We start from the raw sequence: 25,025 nt of genomic DNA, 5'->3' as shown, positions 1-25,025 counted from the left end.
AAGTTTGATTGTCAACTTTGCTTTTTTAAATCAGAATTTATCTCCGTAAAAGACAAATTTTCCTTTTCTCTTTTTAGCATTTCGGTACCAGAGAAATCCAATAACCATCGCAGCAAGATAAGGCATGATGAGTAAGTACAGAATACCCATATTTAAACCTGCCCCTATAGAAGTCTCGCCATTACTGATATTATTCTCCACCGTAGCCCTGCACATGGCACATTGGGCATATGCAGTTGAGAAATATCCAGAAAGGTTAAAGACCAACACAAATAGGCCTATTTTTAACGACTTCATCATATGATTAGAACGATGTTTTCAGAAAATTAGTTTAAAAGTTATAATACGGACTGATCATCAAGTAAACCAATACACCGGTAACGGTTACGTACAACCAGATAGGATAAGCAAATTTAACAATTTTTTTGTGCTTAGGTCTTTGATCCGTATAGCCATAATAATAGGCCAAAAGGATAGGGAATAACGCAACTGCTGCCAAAATAATATGGCTGATTAAAATAAAATAGTATACAGGTCGAATCCACCCTTCTCCTCCATATACAGTACTTTCAGCAGCAGCATGGTAAATTACATAGGAAACCAGAAAAATAGCACCTAGCCCAAATGCCACGGTCATGGCTGCTTTATGCAGCGCAATATTGTTCTGCTTAATGAAAACCAAAGCCATAACCAAAGCTACTGTAGCAGCTGTATTGATGACCGCATTGAGGTGGGGAAGAAAGAATACCCATTCACTGGCCAGGTCTATTTTGGATGGCATAAACAAAAGAACTGCTACCACTACAGGCACAATGATTGCAATTGCGGTAATGATTTTAAGCATTCCCTTATTGTCCCGCTCTTGAATTAAACTGTTATTTTCCATGTAATAAAATTTTTGTTTCCAATATCAAAAGGTCCACATCTTCTCTGTTGGTACCACTGTAGTACCCTCTGATCCTACCCAATTCATCCACGAGTACAAACTTATCGCTGTGCACAAAATCATCAGGCTCTCCATAGCCATCAAGGGTAGGCAAAATAAAGCCACAGCGGGCCAAATCGTAGATCCGTTCTTTGTCCCCTGTGAGAAATTGCCATTTCCCAGGAGTGGCGTTATGCCTTTCAGCATAGGCTTGTAGGACCTCTGGGGTATCATATTCCGGATCAATCGAAATGGAGTAAATTTGGACTTCATCGATATCCCTAAAGGCATCATCGACCCTTTCCATTTCAGCACTCATCACGGGACATATACTTGGGCAGGAAGTAAAGAAAAAATCAACAATGGTGATTTTACCTTCCATCTCTTTTCTTCCCATGCTTATATTTTGATGTGAGATCAATTCAAAATCCGGTATATAATGCTGGTCATTTTCACTAACATCACATTCCTGAAATGGATTTTCAACACCTTTTTCAAAAAAAACGGGGATATCATAATAATTGGTCCCAAAGGATTTTAAGAAAACAATGACCAATACAGGTATCATCAAAATACAAACCAACACCAAGCCCTGAAGAATTCTTACACCTTTCATATTTGAGTTTTGTACTATAACAAAAAATCAGGTTGAAGATTCCTTCTCCAACCTGATTTTTAACATACTTTTTGGTCAAATTACCACCTGATCATGAAAATGTCTGCACCTTCACGCATCAAGGCAATTACTAACCATACTAAGAATATCAAAGGAACCACAATGGAATAGAAAAGCGGTTTGGCTTCCTCACCCAGGTGCATGAAATCCATCATGATATATTTTGCTTTCCATATGGTTAAGCCTACGAAAATCAAATACAATAAAATCCCTCTTGGAAGTGTAAAAGCAAAAACGAATTCTATACTTGTCAAAAGCAAAAGAATACCTGCCGTTTTCCAAATCTTTTTTATTTTCTCTTCATTTCTTGGGATAATTTCCAAGCTTGATTTATTTTCTTGTAATGCCATGTTATTCAAATTTATGCGTTAGATCAAATAGAAGAACGTAAATACAAATACCCACACCAAATCTACAAAGTGCCAGTACAAACCGATTTTTTCTACCATTTCATAATGTCCTCTTCTTTCGTATACTCCAACAGCAGCCTGGTAGAAAGCTAAGAACAATAGGAAAACACCGATTGTTACGTGGAATCCGTGGAAGCCTGTAATGAAGAAAAACAATTGGGCGAAAGCAACAGGGCCATACTCATTGACAAATAAATTGGCACCATATACTGTTTCAGTTACTACTTGACCCATTCTATTCACATAAGTGAGCATGGAACCTCCTTCGGTTCCGTGGATAAAGTGTGACCATTCCCATGCTTGACAACTTAAGAAGGTAATCCCTCCCAAAAGTGTCCATAATAGCCACTTAACCACATCATTTCTGTCATTTCTATGACCTGCTTCCACCGCAAGTACCATGGTAACAGAACTCATAATTAAAATGAAAGTCATCAATCCAACAAACGCCAATGGAATATGGACTCCATGAAAAAACGGAATAGCGTCAAAAACAAGTTCTGGTATTGGCCAGTATTCGTTAGATCCTATAAAAGCTTCTTCAGGACCGGCATATCCCGGGTAACTTACCCTGATAGCAGCATATGCCACCAAGAAGGCTGCAAATGTGAATATATCAGACAAAAGGAAGAACCACATCATTAGTTTCCCGTAGCTGGCTTTCAGAGGTTCGTTACCACCTCCCCAGATTCCTCTTTTGGGGCTTACACCCGCAGCAGTTGCAGTCGTTGACATAATCTATAATTTAACAGTATATTAGTTTAATGATTTAATAATAAGAACATAAAGAGATAAAGCCAAAGTCCGCCCAAAAAATGCCAGTAGGTTACACACATTTCCATGGCATTCATATTTTTGGAATGTACTTTATATCTAAAGGACGAAATTAATACAATAATTAGAAATATCACACCACTAATCAAGTGTATTGCATGCAAACCTGTAAAAACGTAAAGAAATGAGCCTGCAGGATTTCCTACAAAAAACACATCTCTGTCCACGAGGGCAACCCAGCTGTACCACTGGGCGACAAGGAAGATTACCCCAAGAATACTGGTAAGAATCATCCCCAACCGTATTTTGGACAACTCATCCTTCTTTGCAGCGGTGTAGGCATAATGAAGGGTCACACTGCTCAATACAATCACAACAGATGAATACCAAAATATAACAGGAAGATCAAATTCCAACCAATTCCCCTCTGACTGCCTCACAATATAAGCACTTGTAAGTGAAGCAAATATCATTACCACGCTGACTATGAATAGCCATAAGGCAAACTTCTTAGGGTGCATGGCTATAGGTTGCTCGGCACCTTCTACATATGCGAATTTTTCTTCCATCTTTAAATCTTATCCAACAAATACGCAATCTGAACTATAGGCAAATACAAGAAGGATCCAAACATGATCTTAAGCGCTGATTTCCTCGAACAATCTCTCATATGTGAAAAGGTCTGCGCCAGGAAAAGCACGCCACAAACAGTGGCAACAATGCCGGAATTCAGACCTGTTAATCCAAAGTAAGTAGGCAATAGTCCTAAAGGCAATAAAAATAATGTATAAATCATTATCTGAATAGCCGTATTCAAGTCCTTCTTACCACCACTTGGTAGCAACTTAAATCCTGCTTTTTTATAATCTTCATCACTAACCCATGCAATTGCCCAAAAATGGGGAAATTGCCAAATAAACTGAATACCAAATAAGATCAAGGCCTCATGACCGATCATTCCAGTAGCTGCAGTCCAACCCAAAAGCGGTGGCATAGCTCCAGGAATCGCACCAACAAATACCGCAATTGGACCTACACGCTTAAGAGGTGTATAAACGAAGATATACAATATCATGCTCAATACCCCTAGAGCCGTTGTCAGCGGATTGGTAAACAGCCATAAAATCCCGATACCAGTAAACCCTACGATAAAGGTAAACCAATAGGCTTCTTGAAGAGATATCTGATTCAGAGGCAAGGGCCTATTCTGAGTTCTCTTCATCAATTTATCGTAATCCCTTTCCAGTATTTCATTGGCTGCACCAGAAGCTCCTGTGATTAGGAAACCTCCAATAATAAGGGCTACAAAAGACCCCCAGGAAAAAAAAGTTCCGGAATCACCTAAAATAAAGCCAAAAGCAGCAGAAAAGGTGACCAAAGCAGAAAGTCTGAACTTTACCAACTCAAAGTAAGCCTTGGCCCTTAAGGTCAGTAATTCAAATAATGCAGTATCGGATATATTAAGCGCTCTCATGAAACGATTTTTTCAACATTTAATTTTTTTTGATCTTTTAACAATAAAAGAATCACAAATTGAATCCCAATAATCAAGGATCCAAATAGTAGGTGAATCGGTTGAAGGAAAGCTGGAATAGCAAAATAAGCCATTCCCACACCTGAACCAATCTCAACCAATACCACCAATCCATAGGCCTGCGTCCATTTAAACAGGCTGACATTCCTTAGACTGTATTTATATACTTTGTATACAAAAAACAGGGTCAAACCCAATAATAACAGCGAATAAGACCTATGAACAAGGAAAGTAATTCCCAACATATCAATCCATTCACCCCTCATCATATTGCCCATTTGGAAGGCTACTGTGTCCACAGCTTCCCTTACTTGGGTCCCCATAACCACCTGAACCACCATTAGAAGGATGCTCAATAACATGATCCCATACAATAGACCAGGCTTTTCTGTTTTAAACTGTACGGGATATTTTAATCTGTAAGACCTGTAGTGAGTATACAGCAATAAGCATACAATCAATAAGGCCAAGAGCATATGTACAGTTATCATCCAAGGGAGTAAATTGGTAGATACTACTATAGATCCAATCCATGCTTGGAATAAAACGAGAACAAGGTTAAAGAAAGACAGTAAGGTTATTCCTTTATCTAACGACCAAAGCGCTATAGAGCGATAGAATGTAAATAAGATTAATAACCCAATCACCGCACCAATTAACCTATTGACATATTCTATCCAGGTTTTTACTGCATTGAATTCTTCTTCAATAAGTATTGTCGGATCATTTTTTATTTCTTCCGCTTTACTTTTAAAACCAAGGCCCTCTAATTGAGCAGCGAAACCCTCGTTTTTCTTAACCCTTTTGGCTAAGTAAATGTCCTGATAATCATTTGGGAGCTGATCCACACTTGTAGGTGGAACCCAGCTCCCAAAACATTTCGGCCAATCCGGACAACCCATTCCTGAGCCAGTACTCCTAACAACCCCGCCGATTAAAATCAGAAAATAAACAGCTACCACAGTGATCAATGAGATCCTGCGGAAGCTACTTATATTTTTAAACTTGTCTTGCTTCATTCGCAACTAAATCAGCCTCTTCATCTGCAATAATTTCTTTTTCGAGTTTTACTAACTCCTGTTCGTGCGGAAGGTTAGACTCTGGTGTGGCAGATAAAGGAACAGTCTGAGGAATATAGTCCTCTTCTGCACCGGGCTTAGAATAATCGTATGGCCATCTGTATACTGTGGGTATTTCACCAGGCCAGTTTCCATGCCCAGGGTGAAGCGGTGTTGTCCACTCCAGAGTATTGGACCTCCAAGGATTTAGCGTAGCAACTCTTCCTCTGTACATGGAATAGAAGAAGTTGAACACAAAAATTAACTGTGCAGCGAAAGTAATGATTGCGGCAACAGATACAAACATATTCAAATCAGTATACATGTTTGTGAATTCAAAGGTTGTCCAAGAGTAGTACCTCCTAGGAAAACCTGCAATCCCTATATAATGCATTGGGAAGAAAACCAAATACACCCCAATAAATGTCAGCCAGAAATGCACGTATCCTAATCTTGCATCCATCATTCTACCAAACATTTTTGGAAACCAATGATAAACTCCCGCCATCAATCCAAAGAAAGAGGCTGAGCCCATCACAAGGTGGAAGTGCGCAACCACAAAGTATGTATCATGTAATTGAATATCGATAGCTGAATTTCCAAGGAAAATTCCAGTAAGTCCTCCGGATATGAAGAAGGAAACCAAACCAATTGAAAACAGCATTCCAGGCGTGAAAATTAAATTTCCCCTCCATAATGTAGTCAGATAATTAAATACCTTAACAGCAGATGGAATAGCGATGATCAATGTCAGGAACATAAATATGGATCCTAAGAATGGATTCATACCCGAAACGAACATGTGATGTGCCCATACCACAAAAGACAAAATCGTGATACCAAGCATGGATATCACCATCGCTTTATAACCGAATATTGGTTTTCTGGAATTCGTAGCTATAATCTCTGAAGTAATACCTAGTGCTGGCAACAAAACAATGTATACTTCAGGGTGACCCAAGAACCAGAAAAGGTGCTGGTACAATACTGGACTACCGCCAGTGTTGGGCAGTGCTTCACCGCCAATGTAGATGTCTGACAAGTAGAAACTTGTACCAAAACTTCTATCAAATACTAAAAGCAATGCTGCTGAGAATAAAACAGGAAATGATAACAATCCTATAATGGCTGTTAAAAAGAAAGCCCATATTGTTAAAGGCAACCTAGAAAATGACATGCCTTTTGTTCTCAAATTGATTACAGTGGTGATATAATTGATACCACCCAATAAGGAAGACGCTATGAAAAATGTCATTGCAATCAACCATAAGGTCATTCCAAGTCCCGAACCAGGCATTGCTTGCTCAAGTGCAGAAAGTGGGGGATAAACCACCCAACCACCTGAAGCTGGTCCCGATTCAATAAATAACGATATGAACATAATCACACTGGATACAAAGAAGAACCAATATGAAAGCATATTCATGAAACCGGAAGCCATATCACGGGCACCAATTTGAAGTGGAATCAAGAAGTTAGAAAATGTACCACTCAAACCGGCAGTCAATACAAAAAACACCATGATGGTACCGTGCATTGTTACCAAGGCCAAATAGAATTCAGGATCCAACGCTCCGTCAGCAGTTATCCAACCTCCTAATAGTGGCCTTAACCATTCCAGATTCATATCAGGAAATCCTAATTGCAACCTGAAAATAACTGACATTAATCCACCAATAAATGCCCACAACATACCGGTAATCAAGAATTGCTTACCGATCATTTTATGATCTGTTGTAAAGATATATTTGGTGATAAAATTATCGTGATGCTCGTGATCGTGATGATCATGAGCAGCAGCACTGTTTGTAGCTGTGTTAGCTGTTGCCATAATTTGATAATTTATTTACTTATGTTCGCTGATTGTTATTGCAGCTAATTCTTTTAATTCTTCGGGAAGATCAGCAACCAAAGAGGGATTATTAACTATATATGGTTTTTGATCTGCCAACCACTTCCTGTATTCATCGGGTTCTACAACTCGAATTTCTTTTTTCATGGAAAAATGTCCTCTTCCACAAATTTCCGTACAGGCTATTTCATAGACGAATTCAGGGTCATTCAACTCTGCTCTCATCTCTTCAGTTGTCTTGATAGGAGTAAACCAAAATCTTGTGGGCATCCCCGGAACAGCATCCATTTTCAACCGCATGTGCGGGGCAAAAACAGAATGCAAAACGTCTCTGGCTCTGATTTTAAACAAAACAGGTTCTCCTTTTGGAATTACAACAACCGGTGAAGTGAAATCGTCTAAGGAGTTTTTATCTGTAAAATCAATACCTGATACATTACTAGCTGAGGTAAGCCTATAATCATGCTCTCCAAGAACATTATCCATACCCGGATACCTTACTTCCCAAGCAAATTGATATCCCATAATTTCAACTACATGTGAATTTTCAGGCGCAGGTGCAGTGATGTCAGACCAAGCTTTCCATCCACCAATAACCAATAATGCCAAAACAATAGCAGGAACAACTGTCCATATGACTTCCAGTTTGTTATTGTCAGGATAAAAGGATGCTTTTCTGCTTTCCTTGTATTGGTATTTATAGGGAAACCAAAACAATAAAATATGTGTGATTATAAAGATTACACCAGTAACAGCCATGGTAATCCAAAATAATTGATCTGTCACTATACCATGCTCAGAGGCAATTGGCAATTGATAATTATCAAACTCTTTTATGGAGTACCAAAACATCAAAATTCCAGCACCTACCAAAAACAGGACAAACATGAAAGCATTGATTTTGTTACTGCCGGTAGCGATTTTTTTGTCACTGCCTTTCATAACAGATACCAATGTCTGTATTCTGTACACCATCCAAATTATGGATACAAGCAACAAAACACCAACTGCAATTAGAAATCCGTACATAATGTTATTTTTTTCGGATAATTAAATATTATGATAATAACTTTCTTCCAACATTGGATGGTTTTTAGCAATCAATGGTTTTTTAGCTAATTTACTCATTGCTACCAGCGCAAAAGAAGCCAAGTAAACCAACAACATACCAAGTTCCATCAAACCAAATCCTCCATGTTCTCTTAAAGTTCCTGGCTGTACCATCAAAAAGAAGTCAAACCAGTGTCCCAAGATGATCAAAGAACAAACTACTTTCAGAAATATAGCATGTCTTTTAGCATCTCTTGTCATTAAAACAAGAAAAGGTAGAAAGAAGTTTAGCGCTAGATTTACAAAAATATACGGGCTGTACACATCACTTTGCATTCTCTCTGCAAAGTAAACTGTCTCCTCAGGTATATTCGCATAATAAATCAGAAGGAATTGAGAGAACCAGAGATAAGTCCAGAAAATGGAAAATCCAAAAATCAATTTTCCAAGATCATGTACATGGTTTTCATTTACCATTTCCAGGTAGCCTTTTTCCCTAAGGAAAATAAGAATCAGTGTAATGGCTGACAAGCCAGCAACAAACCAAGATGAAAATACATACCAACCGAAGAGGGTAGAGAACCAGTGTGTATCAATGGACATTACCCAGTCCCAAGCAGCAATGGATGAAGATACTGCAAAGAAAACCAAGAAAAGGGCAGACCATACTCTCATTTTTTTCCAATAACCCGTACCACCTTGAATATCCTCCTCAAAGGCTAAGGTCTTCAGTTTATTAAAAAAGAATATCCAGAAACCAAAGAAAAGGACCAATCTCACTATGTAGAAAATAGGAAAGGTTCCTTTCTCCATCGGCCAATAAAAAAAACCACCTTTATCATCTATGATTTTGTCATATTCAGGATGACTTTTATCAAACAGGTAACTGTGGGTCCAGTGAAAGATATCATGGCTTGCTACAAAGAAAGTAACTATCATTAACCCCGCAGCGATAGGCAGCCAATTTCCAAATGATAAAGGAATGCGAAGGAAACCAGCAGACCATCCCGCCTGGGCAGCATATTGTAATGCAAAAAAGAAAACACCGATTACGGCAATTCCTGTAAAGTAAACATTATTGATCCATAAATTGGCATATAGCCTATGATACCAATGGTATGCATGACCAGCTTCCTCGGCTTGATCATGACTTCCTCCGAAAATTTCAGCAATTAATCCTATAGCAAGGATTACTGCACCTAATACCAATACAGTGGTAATTGATTTTTTCAGCGCCGCTGTAAAATCAAATTTCTGATCCAGATTATAATTCGTAGTACTGTGGGCCATGATTACTGCTTCTGAATTTCTTGTTTAACATAATGAACAATTTTCCAAATCCTATCCTGGGAAATTTGAGAACCATGTGCTCCCATTCTGCCTTTACCCTTCATAATCACATGAAAAATATGCCCCTCAGGAAGATCAATATATGCACCGCCTTTTAGGTTGGCTACCCCACCTACTACTTCTCCTGCTTTTCCATCGCCTTCCCCATTTGGACCATGGCAAGTGGCGCAATACTGTTGGTAAAGCACCTTTCCTTGGGCCAGCACTTGATCATTCAGTTCAATAGGGTTTGGTATCAAAGCAGCCTCCTCCAATTCAAAGGTTTTCAATCGGTAAGGCAAAGTACCATCCTTGGTCCTAGGTACAGTTCCTTCAACAGGCTCCCTCATATTCATTCTATGTGGGTTATTGATATTGCTGTTAAAGAATTCTCCTTTTCCATCCTCTCTGGAAGAAAGCCATCCTCCCTCATCTTCATTTACAATTTGAGTAAGGGGCTCATAAGCCACAGAGTTATACATCTGCGGGGCATATTCATACCCGGGATTATCTCCCGATGCACCACAGGAGGCCAATCCAAAAGCTATTCCCGTGAATACTAAAGTGTATATAGAATATTTTATTTTCATGACTTCTATTTACCTATTCAAAACTTTTTTTATTAATCTCAGTGGCTCCCGAAGACTTAAGCACATCAGCAATATTCTCCTCTCCCATGCCTGAGTTTGTGGCCAAATCAATGGCCATTACATGTTTGTCATCAGTGATTCTTAGATCAAAGATCCTTGGCTGACCCCAGGGCTTAAGATTGCTGGAGATCATAAATACCCCAACCATTCCAAAAGCCGACAAAAGTACCGTCATTTCAAAAGTAACCGGAATGAAGGTGGGCAAAGATGCATAGTCCTTACCTCCAATTATCATAGGCCAATCCCATTTCATCATATAAAACTGCATCACCAGCGCAAGTGTGGTACCAAGCATTCCGAAAAGAAACGCCGCAATAGGCAATCTGCTTCTCTTGTAACCCAGAACTTCATCGAGTCCATGGACTGGGAACGGAGAGTAAACTTCATGTATCTTTACACCACTTCCTCTCACCTTTGAGACTGCATCCAGCAAAACATCCTCATCATCATAAACTCCGAGGATAAAATTCTTATCTCTTTCCATGTGCTTATTTATTAACTTTTTCTGATGAACTCTTAACAATTGACTTTACTTCTGCCATGTTGATTACCGGGAAGAATTTGGCAAACAACAAGAACAATGTAAAGAACAGACCAAAGGTAAACAGGTAAACTCCAATGTCTGCCCAGGTAGGGTAGAACATCGCCCAAGAAGATGGAAGGAAATCCCTGTGTAATGAGGTCACAATAATAACAAATCGCTCAAACCACATCCCAATGTTTACCACCAAAGAAAGCAAAAAGGTAAGAGCAACTGAAGTCCTTATTCTTTTGAACCAAAACAACTGTGGGGATATCACATTACAGGTCATCATGGCCCAATAAGCCCACCAATAAGGACCAAATGCCCTATTGATAAATGCATACTGCTCGGCCTCAACACCGGAATACCACGCCATAAAGAATTCAGTAATGTAGGCAATTCCTACTATCGACCCAGTGATAATGATTACTATATTCATCAATTCTATGTGGCCAATAGTGATATAATCCTCCAATTTGAAGACTTTTCTTGTGATAATCATCAAAGTCAAAACCATCGCAAAACCAGAGAAAATCGCACCTGCCACGAAATATGGAGGGAAGATTGTAGTATGCCATCCGGGAATTACTGAAGTAGCAAAGTCAAAAGATACAATGGTATGTACAGAAAGTACAAGAGGAGTTGCAAGACCCGCCAAGATCAGCGCAACTGATTCGTACCTGCTCCATGTTTTGGCAGCTCCATCCCAACCAAATGCCAATGCCCCATAAATGGACTTTCTTATGCCAGTGGCACGATCTCTGATAGTGGCAAAATCAGGAATTAAACCAATATACCAGAAGACTAAAGAGACAGAGAAATAAGTAGATATGGCAAACACATCCCACAACAATGGGGAGTTAAAGTTTACCCATAAAGAACCAAATGTATTGGGTAATGGGAGTGCCCAATAAGCACCCAACCAAGGACGCCCCATGTGGATAATCGGGAACATGGCGGCACAAATCACGGCAAAAATAGTCATCGCTTCTGCGGCCCTATTGATCGCCATTCTCCATTTTTGTCTGAACAATAAAAGAACAGCGGAGATCAAAGTACCTGCGTGACCAATACCGACCCACCACACGAAGTTGGTGATATCCCAGGCCCAGCCTATGGTTTTGTTGAGTCCCCACATGCCTATACCTTCCCAAAGGGTTGCCCCTAGGGCAATACCTCCTAGTACAAGTGCGCCCACTGATACCAACAAGCCAAGAAGCCAGCCAATACTTGGCTTCCCTTCTACCTGTCTGGAAATGTCGTGGGTGACATCTTTTAAGGTTTTACCGCCTGTAATTAGCGGCTCGCGTACGGATGAAGTTACCTGCATATCTTATAAAATTATTATTACGCTTCTGATTTATCCTTATTTCTGATTTTGGTAAAATACCATACGTTTGGATTAACATTCAAGTATTCCAATACATGGTACGCCCTTTCTTCATTGACTTCTTTCGAAGCAGCATCACCCTGATCTTCAATTTGAAGCAATTTTGTGATTTTACTTTCTGGATTGTTCATGTCTCCAAAGACAATGGCATCTGTTGGGCAGGCTGTAGCACAAGCAGTATTGATATCTCCATCTTCTACCTTTCTTCCTTCTTTCTTGGCTGTCAATTTACCCGCTTGGATCCTTTGTACACACATAGAGCATTTTTCAATCACACCTCTCGCCCTTACAGTAACATCAGGATTAAGCACCATCTTGCCAAGATCATCGTTTTGAGCCACATTCACAGCTGCAAACTCCTTATTGTCATGGTATTTGAACCAGTTAAACCTTCTTACTTTATAGGGACAGTTGTTGGCACAGTACCTCGTACCGATACACCTGTTGTAGGTCATTTGGTTCAAACCTTCAGATGAGTGCGTAGTCGCCGCAACTGGACACACCGTTTCACAAGGTGCATTGTTGCAATGCTGACACATCATAGGTTGGAAAATCACTTCTGGATTATCAGCTGCCTGCTCCAACTCCTTATTGGAAGAAGCACCTTCAGGAGATGAATAATACCTGTCAATTCTGATCCAGGCCATTTCCCTCCTGTTCAATACTTCCTGCTTACCAACCACAGATACATTGTTCTCTACCTGACAGGCAATCGTACAAGCACCACATCCTATACAGGAATTCATGTCAATGGCCAGTCCCCAATGATGTTGGGAATACTTGTGCCCTTTCCAAAGTGAAATCTTGGAAGGCTTAACAAATTCACCGTCTTTATATACTTTAGGGAAATCTCTTCCAGCAGAAGGATTTTCTTTGTATTCTCCTAAAGTAGCTTCTTGAATGACAAAATCCCTGCCCATATAAGTTTGATGGGTTTGAGTCTGTGCTATTTTGTAAGTGTCATCAGTCAATTGAATTGACACGCCTTCTGTAAGTTCAAAAGCAGTAAAACCATTGGCATTGTTCAATAGCTCGTAGGCATTTACACCTACACCATTGGCAACCCTTCCAGCTTTAGTTCTTCCATAACCTAATGCCAATCCAAAGGTACCCTTGGCCTGCCCCGGCTGAACCAATACAGGAACTAAAACAGACTTTTCTCCAACAGTTATCCTCGCTTTTCTTGTAGCCCCTTCAAACATTTTCACCCCATTGTCAGCAGCCCATGACTGCGAAACAGTAAGGTAATTGTCCCATGTAGCCTTAGAAATTGGATCAGACATTTCCTGCAACCAGGGATTATTGGCGAAAGTACCGTTTCCAATACCTACTTTGGTGTAAACAACAAGCTCATCGCTTGAATTTTCTGCCTTATATACCCGAGCAATTGCTGAGGCTGCTGCACTTACATCTGCAGCACCACTCAATGCAGTAGGCTCACTTGGCATGGCATAAACACCATTGAAAAGAGATCTGTCCCAAAACTCTTGGAAACCAGATATTTCTAACTGGGACTCAAATAGCGTTGTACGCCAATTATCCTGAAGAAAATCATAATAATTGGTATCATTTCCAGCCCAGATCAAAAAGGACTCCTGCGCTTGTCTCGTATTGAATAAGGGAGAAATTGTGGGTTGGGATAAACTGTAATGCCCCTTACGTGGATTAAAGTCATTCCATGATTCTAAAAAGTGGTGATCCGGTGCCACATATTGACATAATGAAGCGGTTTCATCCAAAGTTGCATTGGTAGCCAAGGAAACTTTGGCCTTGGAAACTCCTTCTGCAATATCTGCTCCCTTAACATAATCATATACCGGGTTACAGTTATAGAATATTACACCTCCTACTCTACCTGCTTTCAAATCAGCAGTGAATTGATTCATTTTCGAGTCGTCACCTTTTCTAAAATAAGATGGTGTAGAAAAATCTACTGTTGACCCGTTGTTACCTAAAAGATCATTGATTGCATTGATAACTATTTGGACATTTGGATCATTGGAGCCTGAAACCACCAATGATTTCCCCCTGTTTGCCCAAAGTTCATTCGCTGCTTTATCAAGGTAATCAATCTCTACTGCAGCTCCAGTAACTGTAGAGGCACCCGCTTTTTTAGCGATGGCATTGTATAATGCCAAAACTGCCAATCCACTTTGTGAGGCTCTAATTGGTGTCCTATAATCAGCATTGGCTCCCGTGAGGGAAAGATTGGATTCAAATTGAAAATGCCTGGACATGTAAGGCTTGTCCTTGCTGATTTTCCTTCCTTTGCTATATTGCTTAGCAAATTCAATGGGAGAAATCCAAGTACCTAAGAAATCAGCCCCAAAGCTCACAATAACGGAAGCTTTATCGAAATGATAGGTAGGCAATATGGCTTCTCCATAAGAAGTCTCAGCTCCTTTTGTAATCCCATAACTGGAAACCGCGTCATAAGTGATCACTTCTGCATCACCAAAAGCAGCCGCAAACGCGTCCAAGGCCTTTTCGGTAGAAGGAGAGAGAATAGTATTGGTGACAATTTTTACATTGCCAGCAGCCATTAATTTGGATTTGATTTCTGCATCAAGCGCAGCCCATTCCACTTTCTCCCCGTTCATCATAGGGTCTGAAAGCCTTTGCTTATCGTAAAGAGATAAAACTGAAGCCTCTACTATTGCAGAAACGCCACCTTGCGATATAGGTGACAGATCATTACCGTCTATTTTGATAGGCCTGCCTTCTCTGGTTTTGACTACGATTGAGGCATAATCACCTCCAGAAGCAAAAGTTGACGCATAATAATTGGGGATAGAAGGATTAATATCCACAGGCTTGTTTACATAAGGAATCGCCTTTCTTACGGGCGCTTCACAAGCTGCTAATGAGGCCGCAGCCAAGCTAAAGCCCATTAATTTGAGGAAATCCCTTCTGGAAGATCCATCAAGATTAGACGGGCCCTCAGGAAATTCTCTGTCAGCATTTTTTACAAACGACTCTTCATTTGTTAGCTCTTCTAACCCTTTCCAGTAGGTCTTTTTATTTTCTTTCATTGTATATTCAAGAAAAGTAAGTTCTGAATTGATTTAAATTAATAGTGGCACTTGGCACATTCCAACCCACCAATGTCTTTTACTTTGAGTGAGTTTTTAGATCCGCTGTGCAATTGAACCAATTTGTCATAATACTCATTGCCATCAGCTCGAATATCAGTTTGCCTATGGCAATCGATACACCATCCCATGGTTAAGGAACTGTGCTGATATACGACTTCCATTTCTTCAATTGGACCATGACAAGTCTGACACTCTAATCCACCAACAGCAACGTGTTGCGCGTGATTGAAATAAGATAAATCTGGTAAATTATGTACCCTTACCCATTCAATTGGCTGATTGTTGTCTACGGCAGCGTATATTTTGGCGATTTCGGGAGAAATACCATCTTTTCCGCCTACATTTTGTATGTGCATATGGCAATTCATACAAATATTAGCCGAGGGTATGTTGGCAGATTTACCAATTTCTACACCCGTGTGGCAATATTGACATTCCATCTCATACTGCCCGGCGTGTAGTTGGTGAGAGAAAGCTATGGGTTGTTTAGGTGCATAGCCCTGCTGTACACCAACGGTGTAAAGTTCGTCCAAAGCGGTCTTCGCTACCAAAGCTATCACCAATGCCGTTATGATGATGAGGAAAGCATCTGAACGCACAAGTTTTTTAAAATCGAACTTCTGACTCAAAAACTCTTTGTCATCTTCTTCGAGTGACTGGGACTTCAAGTATTTGGTCAATACAGAGATAATCAATCCCAGTACAACCAAAATCAATAACAACACTACCACCAATACCCCTAGTATAATAGTGAGGTACTCACTTGGTATTCCTCCTCCTCCACTAGCAGCGACTCCACCTCCACCTTCAGCGGCCGCTGTCGCATCTGCCTTGTCTCCATACTCAATATAGGCCAACAAATTCATCAAATCATCATCTGACAGGAATTCATGGGCAGGCATAACCAATTGATTGTATTCATTGTAAATTGCCACAGCTTCTGCATCGCCTGATGCAATCAAAACCTGGGAATTACGAATGAAGCTTTTGGTCCAATCAATGGAATGACGGTCTGTTACGCCTCTAAGAGCAGGACCTACGTTTTTTTGGTCTAATCTATGACAGGACCTACAATTGGCATTGAAAATGGATTTCCCAGCCGCTATTGCTTCTTCACTGTCAGAAACTTCCGGATTAGCCGCAAAGACCTGTGTACCCAATAATAGAAAGAAGAGCATCATAAAGAAGCTTGACTTCATAGGAACACTTGTTAATGAGCGCTTGATCGACATATTTATTTTTAATTAAACAGTTTATTGCACTTTTTATGAGCACTGCAAATGTACTACCCCAATTCTATTTTTCAAACTTGAACGGAATTGGTAGCAAGAGGGTTAAATAATTACAGGTTCACAAATAACTTATTGTTAATCAATATTTTAAATCAAATTTTTAAAGATTGCAATTAATTTAGAATAATTATAAATAGTACAATATCGTGACATTTAGTAGAATTGTACAATGCACCTTCAAGAAGGCGACTTAGAAAGCATAAAATTTATTGATAAGCAAAATAAACAGTCTTTATAACGGAAGCATTATTTTCCAATTTACTTTTGGATTAAGCGCCAGTTTCTCTACATTTGCATTCCAATTTAGTTTGGTCGCGTGGCCGAGCGGTTAGGCAGAGGTCTGCAAAACCTTGTACAGCGGTTCGAATCCGCTCGCGACCTCTCAAAAAGCATCTGCATTGGCAGATGCTTTTTTTAATTCCCCCAGAACTGACAAATCTTTCACATCCAGGATTGCTATTTTCCTCAATAGTACCTATATCATTGGATTTTTTCATCTAAATGCTTAGATTAATAATTCGTCATTTTTGTCAATAATGAAAAAGCCCCTTGAATTACGGGTCAACGGAGCAGTCAAAACTGTGGAAGTTGATCCGGAAGAACCACTGTTATATGTCCTCAGAGAAGAATTTGGGTTAAATGGCCCCAAGTACGGCTGTGGTTTACACCAGTGTGGTTCCTGCTTGGTTTTGGTAGATGGTGAAGCCAGTTACACCTGCAGAATACCATGCGCCTCTTTTGAAGGAAAAAAGATTCAAAGCATAGAAGGTCTTTCCAATGGGGATAAACTTCATGTGTTACAGGAGGCTTTTTTTGAAGCCCAGGCTGCGCAATGTGGATACTGTGTCAACGGAATGATGGTGGCCGCATTAGAGTTGCTGGAAGGGAACCCAAACCCTAACGAGCAAGAAATCAGATCCGCATTGAACCGGGTTATTTGCCGATGTGGCACACACAGCCGCTTTATTAAGGCTGTAAAAAAGGCAGCATCTTCCACTTCAAACTTGTAAATCATGCAGCTTTCGAACACAGATAGACGAACTTTTTTGAAAACTACCGGGCAATTCCTAATAGGCTTCAACCTTTTCCCCTTATTGAACTGCAGCCCTGCGGAAAAGGATCCTAGTATCTTTCATGCCTACTCAGGCATTCCGGAAAGACCTCATGGAGGGAGAGAGCTGATTGATTCCTGGATAAGGCTTGATGCGGAAGGGCATGTGACCGTATTAACAGGTAAAAAAGAATTGGGACAAGGTATCCGGACTGCCCTGATCCAAATAGCAGCCGATGAACTGGAAGTGGATATCCAAAGATGCCATATCATCAATGGTGACACCGGTCAGACAGCCAATGAGGGCTACACTTCAGGCAGCAACTCTATTGAAGGAAGTGGAAAAGCCATCCGCGAGGCAGCAGCAGAGGCCAAATTATTCCTGTTGCAGCTTGCTTCAACAAAATTGGAATGCTCCCTGGAAGACTTGAACTTATCAGACGGAACCATCAAAGGACTTCGAAACAAAAAAACCAGTTACTGGGAACTCCTGGATGGCCAATACTATGAAAAAACCATTTCAGGAGAAGCTCCGATATTGGACCATAAGAGGCACCAATATGTGGGGAAACCCATTCCAAGAGCGGATATTCTTGAGCTAGTCAAAGGAAAAGCCCACTTTGTTCAGGATCTGAGATTTCCCGACATAGTGCATGCACGAGTTTTGCATCCCCCCACTTATGGGGCCAGACTTTTGTCTATAGACAAAGTAAAAGTGGAAGCACTACCTGGCGTATTAGGGCTTTTTGTGGATGGAAGTTTTATTGCGGTCATTGCTGAAAGAGAATTTCAGGCTGTAAAGGCTTGGGAAAAACTCAAAGAGGCAACAATCTGGGAAAAACCAACCATAAACCCTCTACCTGACCGCTTATTTGCCGATATGCGAAGCAAAGACCAAAAGCCGGAAATCATTGAAGAAAACAAGAATACCACATCTCAGATCAACCAATCCCCTATTCGGCTCAAATCAACCTATGAGCGCCCTTATCACATGCATGGGTCTGCGGGTCCTTCCTGCGCCTTAGCAAAATGGGAGGACGAAAAACTTACCGTTTGGTCTCCTACCCAAGGGGTATATCCTTTACAGTCCACACTGGCAGACCTTTTTCAGGTGGAGCTGACAAATATCAGGTGCATTGGTGTACCTGGTTCTGGCTGTTATGGACACAATGGTGCTGATGACGTATCTGCAGAAGCAGCGCTTATCGCCAAGGCCTTTCCTGAAAAAACTATCCGACTTCAATGGATGCGGGAAGATGAGCACCAATGGGAACCTTATGGTTCTGCTATGATCATGGAACTTGAGGCCGGAATAAACAAAGAAGGCATGATACAGGCTTGGGACAGCAAAATCTGGTCCGACTCCCATAGTACCAGGCCACGTGGAGATGCGGGACACTTTATCTCTGCCCGGCATTTGGAAAATCCTTTTGAATTCAAAAAAGGAGGATTTTCAGGAGGGGCCTACCGAAATGCCATTCCTTTATATGATATACCTGTCCTGAATTTAAAATTATTCAACTATGATGGTCCCTTGAGATCCTCTGCGCTCAGGGGGCTTGGTGCCTATGCCAATATTTTTGCATTGGAATCTTTTATAGATGAACTGGCTGAGGCTTCTGACATGGACCCATTCACATTCCGGATCAATAACCTGAAGGATGAAAGGGCTATCGCAGTTTTGGAAGAATTGAAATCAAAGACCAATTGGAATGCCATGGGACGATCAGGGAACAAAGGGTATGGAATTGCCTTTGCCAAATACAAAAACACAGCGGCCTACTTTGCCCTGATGGCTGAAGTAGAAAAGGATCCATTGGAGAAAGCTTTCAGGTTAACAAGAATGGTGGGAGTGATTGAAGCCGGACAGTGCATCAATCCTGATGGAATCATCAATCAGACAGAGGGAGGCATGATACAATCTGCCAGTTGGACACTTATGGAAGCGGTCAAGTATGATGAACATGGGGTTTTGAGTAAAGACTGGAACAGCTATCCTATCATGAGAACTAACGATATCCCTGAGGTCCAGGTATATGTCATCAACCGGCCCGATCTCCCACCTCTGGGTGCTGGGGAAGCGGCTCAAGGTCCTGTAGCGGCAGCCATTGCCAATGCTGTTTTTGATTGTACAGGGACAAGGATTAGGGAATTGCCGATTACAGCGGAAAAGATTTACTGGTGATAGGCTACGGTAAACAAAAAACACGGTCAAACTAAGCTATCCCATTCTGTTTCATTCATTTTCTCCTCAACTGTAACTTATAAAAGGTCAAAAAATCATGTTCTTCCCCAATGAAATCGTCATCTCTTAAAGCATAAAAAGGTTTTTCTACTGATTCGATATTGAGGATCAGTTTGATTTTGGCAGGAATCATTATCGGGTTGGACCATCCCAATCCGTGGTTATAAATTTTGAGGTAGTTTTTGAGAAATTCCGGATATCGGTAAAAATTCTCCCTTTCCTTTAATTCGTTAATGGCGAAAGTTTCCTCATCAATCCCTCCATGATAGGTGAGGATAATATTTTTGGCATCAGTAAATATACCATAAACACTTGCTTCATACATTCTGATCATTTCCTGATAAGTGACAGGCGTTTTCTGTCCATGCAACAATTTAAAATCTGAGGCTTCGATATCAATACTTCTTACCCATTGGATACTATCCCCCATGGAATAAACATGAATCAAAGGCTCATTTGAAAACACTAAATAAAGACTATCATTGGCTATGGCAAAAGATATACTTGGACTTACATGAAAATCCTCGCCACTAAATTTTGAGGTAGAAGGTGTTCTTACTACTGGTATTGAATTTCTGGTTTTCAAGTCAAATAATTCCAAAAGTGCATAATCTCTATGAAAATGGTCTATATATGGACTGACACCATCGCGCCCCGGGTACCACAAAAGCAATTTTTCATTCCAAACAGTAATATTCTTTCTATTGTAAGCCCCTCCTCTCGCTTCACCTAAAAAAGGCATTTTAAGCGTTTCTTTGATATTAAGCTCTTTATCGAAATGATAGATATCTTTGAATGAGGTCAATCCAAAATATTCTCCATTATGTTCAACCAAAGTCTGCAACCACATTACTGATCCAGGACCTTCTTGAGGGAATTCCTTTTTAAGAAGAATTCTTCCTGTTGTATCAAACTTAACTAACGTCCTACTGGAAATATCCTTAATCAGACCTATCCCATTATTAAAAGTACCCTCTCTTATATCAGCTAAATAATCCACCTGAATAGAATCCAAAATAACCAGTTCCCATTCATTGGAACCAGTGGCCAATGAGGCTTCCTTTTCACTTTTAGAACAGGAGAAAAACAGCCCGAAGGCAAGAAAAGAAATCCCCAGTACGAATAATCGAAAAGCATTCATAAGTCATTTAATTTTTAATTCAAAACTCAGAACAGGAATATTAAACTAAAAATTTATCCAGAAATCCCCAACTTTTGCCCTTAAAAATACAGCGCATACGGTGCTTATGATGGTTTAACCCGAAATACGCATTAGGAATTCTAAAATTTGGCATTTTCAGAGATCAGAATGAGGGTAAAAATGGTTGAGACAGGGCAAACTAATAGAGTTGTGTTTGTTAGAATCAAAAGTTGAAAAACTGTACAAAAACGGGGATTCTAATAGGGATATTTTTATCTGAACCCAATTAACATCAACTACCTGCCAATCAAAAACTTTTCAAAGTTTTCCGGATTTACAACATCCAGTTTTGCTTGTGGATATGCTTCCCTGAATGTACTGGGAAAATAGACTTTGGTGTTTTTATTCCATTTACATTCAAGGGCCAAAAGCTCACCTTCTGATTCTTCTATAAAATCAATTTCCTGTTGGGCGGTAGTACGCCAAAAGTAATGTCTGAAATCCATGGATTCATAACTTAGGTATTTCATTCTTTCTACCAGGAAAAAGTTTTCCCAAAGTCCACCTGCATCAGACCTTTTATCTATACCTGTGAAATTCCCCAATATAGCATTTCTGACACCACAGTCATAGAAATAGATTTTCTTCCCTTTTTTCAATTCATTCCTTACATTTCTGTTGAAAGCGGGAACCTTGAATATTACAAAAGCCTTTTCGAGTAAGTCTATATATTTTTCCACGGTATTTTTGTCCGCGCCAACTATCTGCCCCAACTCGTGAAAGTTCACTTCATTCCCTAATTGCAAAGCCAATGCTTTTAAAATCTGCTCTAGTAAAAGTGGCTTCTTAATGCTTTCCAACATCAAAAGGTCTTTGTACAAATAGCTGCCGGCAAGCAGTTTTAATAATTCCTTTTCTTCGCCAGACTTAGAAACTATTTCTGGATAATAGCCATAAATCATTCTGTGCTCCAAATATCGCTTTTCTTCCAAAAACCCATGGTGGGAAACCATTTCCCCAAAACTTAAGGGAAAAAGAAAAAATTCATATTTCCTTCCGGTGAGTGGCTCATTGGCGGCATTTGCCAAATCAAAAGATGATGACCCTGATGCAATGACCTGAACATCCCTGATTTGGTCCACAATGATTTTGATGGTAAGGCCTATGTTTGGAATCCTTTGGGCTTCATCAATAAACAAAATCCTATTTTTGCCAATCACTTGTCTTAAGTTAGTTGCATTGGTTTTACTCAAAACCTCTTGGACATCTGACTCATCTCCATTGAGCACCAAGAACGGCTCTCTTACTTGGTCAAGCAAATATTGACATAAGGTACTTTTTCCAACCTGCCTAGGCCCAAATATCAGTATGGCTTTGTTTCTGAAAAACCTTGATTTTATTTTTTCTGACAATACCCTTTCAATAGTCCTTAGATACATGATAATAGAGGGAAAAAACTTCAATTCACTAATTTAATATAATTTTTGTGAATGTATTCACAAAAATTATATATATTTTTCGATTTGGATCACAAATCTTGGATTCTTACCTGATTTGACTCCATCATCAACCTCATGCCCATATGCTCTAAAATGGGTATTTTTCCCTCCCAACCATAAAAAAAAGTGGCTGCCTTCCGACAGCCACTTTCAATTATATAATTCACTAGTTTAGACTCTCATCTGGGTCCCTGAGCCTGTCGAAGGGCTCGCTTCTAGTCTATTACTTCTTCCCGCCTTCCATCTTCTCTTTCAACTCCGCCAAAGCATCCAAATCTCCAAGTGTAGATTTCTCCTCCGGAGTGCTTTCTACTTTCTTCTTAGGAGCAGCTTTCTTAGGTGCTGCAGCTGGCTTCGCTTCTTCTTTGAACGTCGCTGTATGAGAAAGGACAATTCTCTTATCGTCTTTAGAGAACTCAGTTACTTTGAAATCCAAAGCTTCACCGACCTCTACAGAAGAACCGTCTTCTTTTTCCAAGTTTTTGGAAGTGGCGAATCCTTCAAGACCATATGGTAACTCAAGGACAGCACCTTTGTCGTTTTTAGAAACTACCGTACACTTGTGCACAGAACCTACAGGGAATACAGATTCAAAAGTATCCCAAGGGTTTTCTTCCAATTGCTTATGACCTAAGGCCAATCTTCTGTTTTCTACATCTAATTCCAGAACCGCAACATCCAATTCATCTCCTACTTTTACGAACTCAGAAGGATGCTTGATTTTCTTGGTCCAGGAAAGGTCAGAAACGTGTACCAATCCGTCGATACCCTCTTCCAATTCAAGGAAAAGACCGAAGTTAGTCAAGTTTCTAACTACACCTTTGTGCTTGGTTCCCACTGCATATTTGGTCACCATGTCACCTTTGGTCCAAGGATCTTCAGTCAACTGCTTGATGCCCAAAGACATTTTTCTTTCGTCTTTGTCCAATGTCAGTACAACTGCTTCGATTTCATCACCCACTTTCACAAAATCAGCAGGGTTTCTCAGATGCTGAGACCAGCTCATTTCGGAAACGTGGATCAATCCTTCAACGCCAGCAGCCAACTCAAGGAATGCACCATAGTCAGCTACGTTAACAATTTTACCTTTAACTCTGGAACCAACTTCCAAATCAGCAGAAAGCGCATCCCAAGGATGAGCAGTCAACTGCTTCATACCCAAAGAGATTCTCTTCTTGTCATCGTCAAAGTCAAGAACCACAATCTGAACCTTATCGTCCAAATTGAGTACTTCTTCCGGATGGTTGATTCTTCCCCAAGAAATATCAGTAATGTGCAATAGACCATCTACACCCCCTAGATCGATGAATACACCGAAATTGGTCATGTTTTTGATCACACCTTCCAATACCTGACCTTTTTCCAAGTTGTTCAAAATTTCAGCTTTTTGTTTCTCCAGATCCTTCTCGATCAATACTTTGTGAGAAACAACCACATTATCGTTCGTATGGTTAATTTTAACCACTTTGACTTCCATTTGCTTACCTACATAGATATCGAAATCTCTGATAGGCTTCACATCAATCTGGGAACCTGGCAAGAAAGCCTCTACACCGTATATATCTACGATAAGACCACCTTTTGTTCTTCTTTTCACCAAACCTTCGATGATATTGTCTTCGGCAAGGGCATCTTCGATATCCTGCCATGCACGTACCATTCTGGCTTTCTTTCTGGATAATACCAATTGGCCCAAGGAATTCTCTTGCTCTTCAATGAAAACCTCTACCTCATCCCCAATTTTTAGTTCAGGAACATCACGGAATTCAGAAGCAGGAACCAATCCATCAGACTTAAATCCAATATTGATGATGATATCCTTGTCATTGATACCCACTACAGTACCTTTGATGACCTCTTTCTCGGTGATTTCGTTCAGCGTACCTTCGTAAAGGGCCTCCATTTCGGCTCTTTTTTCTTTGGAATAGCCTTCACCAAAACCTTTGGTGCCAAAATCGTCCCAGTTAAACTCTTTTTGTTCAGACATATAATGATTGATCCTGATTTTCAACAACCCTAGGATCATGGGGTTGAGGTTTTTAGTGATTGATAAAGCCCTTGTTTTTTAAAGCCAAAGACTCCGTCCACTCGAACGGACTGCAAAGGTAGGAAAAATTCATAAACTGAATACGGAGAACAGAAAAAAATTGAACTTATATACTTATCTTAATAGTGTATATTATTTTGCTAATTCCATTTTTAATAAAACAGGTAAGTCCAAATCACCTATTGACGATAAATCCTCTTGGATGTAAGCCCTGAACTTTGACAATATGTCCGCGTCAGCTACTTGAATCAAATCCTTTAGTAAGATGTAGAAATAAACATCATTGCCAAAAGCTGCCAATGGGCCAACTAATTTCCTCGTAAAATCATCCGGTAAACTTATTTTTGACTGTTTATTTCTTTTATCGAATACACCAATCCTAAAGTCAACAATCCGATTGCTTGATGGACTTTTTTTCCTATTCCACTGAAAAACCAAATGGAATGCTGTCTCTTCAAAAAATCTTCCTAAGAAATCTAACTCT

21 protein-coding genes, 1 tRNA gene and 1 pseudogene are annotated in these 25,025 nt (G+C 40.1%); 3 read left to right on the top strand and 20 right to left on the bottom strand.

Going from position 1 to position 25,025, the window contains the following annotated elements:
- Window positions 1-30: 30 nt before the first annotated feature.
- The 16 genes from QZT73_RS07335 to QZT73_RS07260 all read right to left on the bottom strand — a co-directional run bounded on the left by QZT73_RS07335 (window position 31) and on the right by QZT73_RS07260 (window position 16,498).
- Window positions 31-297: a hypothetical protein gene (locus QZT73_RS07335; RefSeq protein WP_291781638.1), complete on the bottom strand. Its 267-nt coding sequence runs from the start codon at window positions 295-297 to the stop codon at window positions 31-33.
- Between the two features lie 34 nt (window positions 298-331).
- Entirely contained in the window at window positions 332-886 is a 555-nt protein-coding gene (locus QZT73_RS07330; RefSeq protein ID WP_291781584.1) for a DUF420 domain-containing protein, read from the bottom strand.
- On the bottom strand, window positions 876-1,541 hold the full coding sequence (locus QZT73_RS07325; protein ID WP_291781587.1) for an SCO family protein: 666 nt from the start codon (window positions 1,539-1,541) through the stop codon (window positions 876-878). Before QZT73_RS07325 ends, QZT73_RS07330 begins: the two co-directional genes overlap by 11 nt.
- 80 nt (window positions 1,542-1,621) lie before the next feature.
- A complete protein-coding gene (locus QZT73_RS07320; RefSeq protein WP_291781591.1) occupies window positions 1,622-1,951 on the bottom strand; it encodes a cytochrome C oxidase subunit IV family protein in 330 nt (109 codons plus the stop codon).
- An 18-nt stretch (window positions 1,952-1,969) separates the two neighbouring features.
- The gene (locus QZT73_RS07315) at window positions 1,970-2,746 is read right to left on the bottom strand and encodes a cytochrome c oxidase subunit 3 (protein ID WP_291781593.1); all 777 of its coding nucleotides are present in this window, start codon (window positions 2,744-2,746) and stop codon (window positions 1,970-1,972) included.
- A gap of 26 nt (window positions 2,747-2,772) precedes the next feature.
- The gene (locus QZT73_RS07310) at window positions 2,773-3,354 is read right to left on the bottom strand and encodes a cytochrome c oxidase subunit 3 (RefSeq protein ID WP_291781596.1); all 582 of its coding nucleotides are present in this window, start codon (window positions 3,352-3,354) and stop codon (window positions 2,773-2,775) included.
- Window positions 3,355-3,356: 2 nt separating this feature from the next.
- Window positions 3,357-4,259, bottom strand: a complete 903-nt coding sequence (gene cyoE, locus QZT73_RS07305; protein ID WP_291781600.1) for a heme o synthase — start codon at window positions 4,257-4,259, stop codon at window positions 3,357-3,359.
- Window positions 4,256-5,338, bottom strand: coding sequence for a COX15/CtaA family protein (locus QZT73_RS07300; RefSeq protein WP_291781603.1), 1,083 nt, complete (start codon window positions 5,336-5,338; stop codon window positions 4,256-4,258). The genes cyoE and QZT73_RS07300 overlap by 4 nt, the downstream gene beginning before the upstream one ends.
- The gene (locus tag QZT73_RS07295; protein WP_291781606.1) at window positions 5,319-7,208 is read right to left on the bottom strand and encodes a cbb3-type cytochrome c oxidase subunit I; all 1,890 of its coding nucleotides are present in this window, start codon (window positions 7,206-7,208) and stop codon (window positions 5,319-5,321) included. The genes QZT73_RS07300 and QZT73_RS07295 overlap by 20 nt, the downstream gene beginning before the upstream one ends.
- A gap of 15 nt (window positions 7,209-7,223) precedes the next feature.
- Window positions 7,224-8,258 carry a cytochrome c oxidase subunit II gene (locus QZT73_RS07290; protein ID WP_291781609.1) on the bottom strand — a complete coding sequence of 345 codons (1,035 nt, stop codon included), beginning with the start codon at window positions 8,256-8,258 and terminating at the stop codon, window positions 7,224-7,226.
- Between the two features lie 21 nt (window positions 8,259-8,279).
- Window positions 8,280-9,569 (bottom strand): quinol:cytochrome C oxidoreductase, encoded by a 1,290-nt coding sequence (locus QZT73_RS07285; protein ID WP_291781612.1) that lies wholly within the window; start codon window positions 9,567-9,569, stop codon window positions 8,280-8,282.
- A gap of 2 nt (window positions 9,570-9,571) precedes the next feature.
- On the bottom strand, window positions 9,572-10,198 hold the full coding sequence (locus QZT73_RS07280; protein WP_291781614.1) for a cytochrome c: 627 nt from the start codon (window positions 10,196-10,198) through the stop codon (window positions 9,572-9,574).
- Between the two features lie 13 nt (window positions 10,199-10,211).
- The gene (locus QZT73_RS07275) at window positions 10,212-10,742 is read right to left on the bottom strand and encodes a DUF3341 domain-containing protein (RefSeq protein ID WP_291781619.1); all 531 of its coding nucleotides are present in this window, start codon (window positions 10,740-10,742) and stop codon (window positions 10,212-10,214) included.
- 4 nt (window positions 10,743-10,746) lie between these two features.
- Window positions 10,747-12,111, bottom strand: a complete 1,365-nt coding sequence (nrfD, locus tag QZT73_RS07270; protein ID WP_291781621.1) for an NrfD/PsrC family molybdoenzyme membrane anchor subunit — start codon at window positions 12,109-12,111, stop codon at window positions 10,747-10,749.
- A 17-nt stretch (window positions 12,112-12,128) separates the two neighbouring features.
- Window positions 12,129-15,203 (bottom strand): TAT-variant-translocated molybdopterin oxidoreductase, encoded by a 3,075-nt coding sequence (locus QZT73_RS07265; RefSeq protein WP_291781624.1) that lies wholly within the window; start codon window positions 15,201-15,203, stop codon window positions 12,129-12,131.
- A 38-nt stretch (window positions 15,204-15,241) separates the two neighbouring features.
- On the bottom strand, window positions 15,242-16,498 hold the full coding sequence (locus tag QZT73_RS07260; RefSeq protein WP_291781627.1) for a c-type cytochrome: 1,257 nt from the start codon (window positions 16,496-16,498) through the stop codon (window positions 15,242-15,244).
- Between the two features lie 370 nt (window positions 16,499-16,868).
- Between QZT73_RS07260 and QZT73_RS07255 the strand changes: the two genes are divergently transcribed.
- The 3 genes from QZT73_RS07255 (at window position 16,869) to QZT73_RS07245 (ending at window position 19,794) form a co-directional block, all read left to right on the top strand.
- A tRNA-Cys gene (locus tag QZT73_RS07255) sits at window positions 16,869-16,939 on the top strand.
- Window positions 16,940-17,094: 155 nt separating this feature from the next.
- Window positions 17,095-17,568, top strand: a complete 474-nt coding sequence (locus QZT73_RS07250; protein WP_291787427.1) for a (2Fe-2S)-binding protein — start codon at window positions 17,095-17,097, stop codon at window positions 17,566-17,568.
- A gap of 3 nt (window positions 17,569-17,571) precedes the next feature.
- Complete coding sequence (locus tag QZT73_RS07245) at window positions 17,572-19,794, top strand: molybdopterin cofactor-binding domain-containing protein (protein ID WP_291787425.1); 2,223 nt, start codon at window positions 17,572-17,574, stop codon at window positions 19,792-19,794.
- A gap of 55 nt (window positions 19,795-19,849) precedes the next feature.
- Here the strand turns inward: QZT73_RS07245 and QZT73_RS07240 are convergent, their stop codons facing one another.
- The 4 genes and pseudogenes from QZT73_RS07240 to QZT73_RS07225 form a co-directional block, all read right to left on the bottom strand.
- Window positions 19,850-20,995, bottom strand: coding sequence for a hypothetical protein (locus tag QZT73_RS07240; protein ID WP_291787423.1), 1,146 nt, complete (start codon window positions 20,993-20,995; stop codon window positions 19,850-19,852).
- 296 nt (window positions 20,996-21,291) lie between these two features.
- Window positions 21,292-22,458, bottom strand: a complete 1,167-nt coding sequence (locus tag QZT73_RS07235) for an ATP-binding protein (protein ID WP_363331088.1) — start codon at window positions 22,456-22,458, stop codon at window positions 21,292-21,294.
- A 259-nt stretch (window positions 22,459-22,717) separates the two neighbouring features.
- On the bottom strand, window positions 22,718-24,481 hold the full coding sequence (rpsA, locus tag QZT73_RS07230) for a 30S ribosomal protein S1 (RefSeq protein WP_291787471.1): 1,764 nt from the start codon (window positions 24,479-24,481) through the stop codon (window positions 22,718-22,720).
- 192 nt (window positions 24,482-24,673) lie between these two features.
- Window positions 24,674-25,025, bottom strand: a pseudogene (locus QZT73_RS07225) (6-bladed beta-propeller); the annotation flags it as partial.

Origin of the sequence: Cecembia sp., from assembly GCF_007126775.1 — a bacterium.
Lineage (GTDB): Bacteria > Bacteroidota > Bacteroidia > Cytophagales > Cyclobacteriaceae > Cecembia.
The sequence above is the reverse complement of the archived record's forward strand: the minus strand, read 5'-3'. Positions and strand labels throughout refer to the sequence as shown.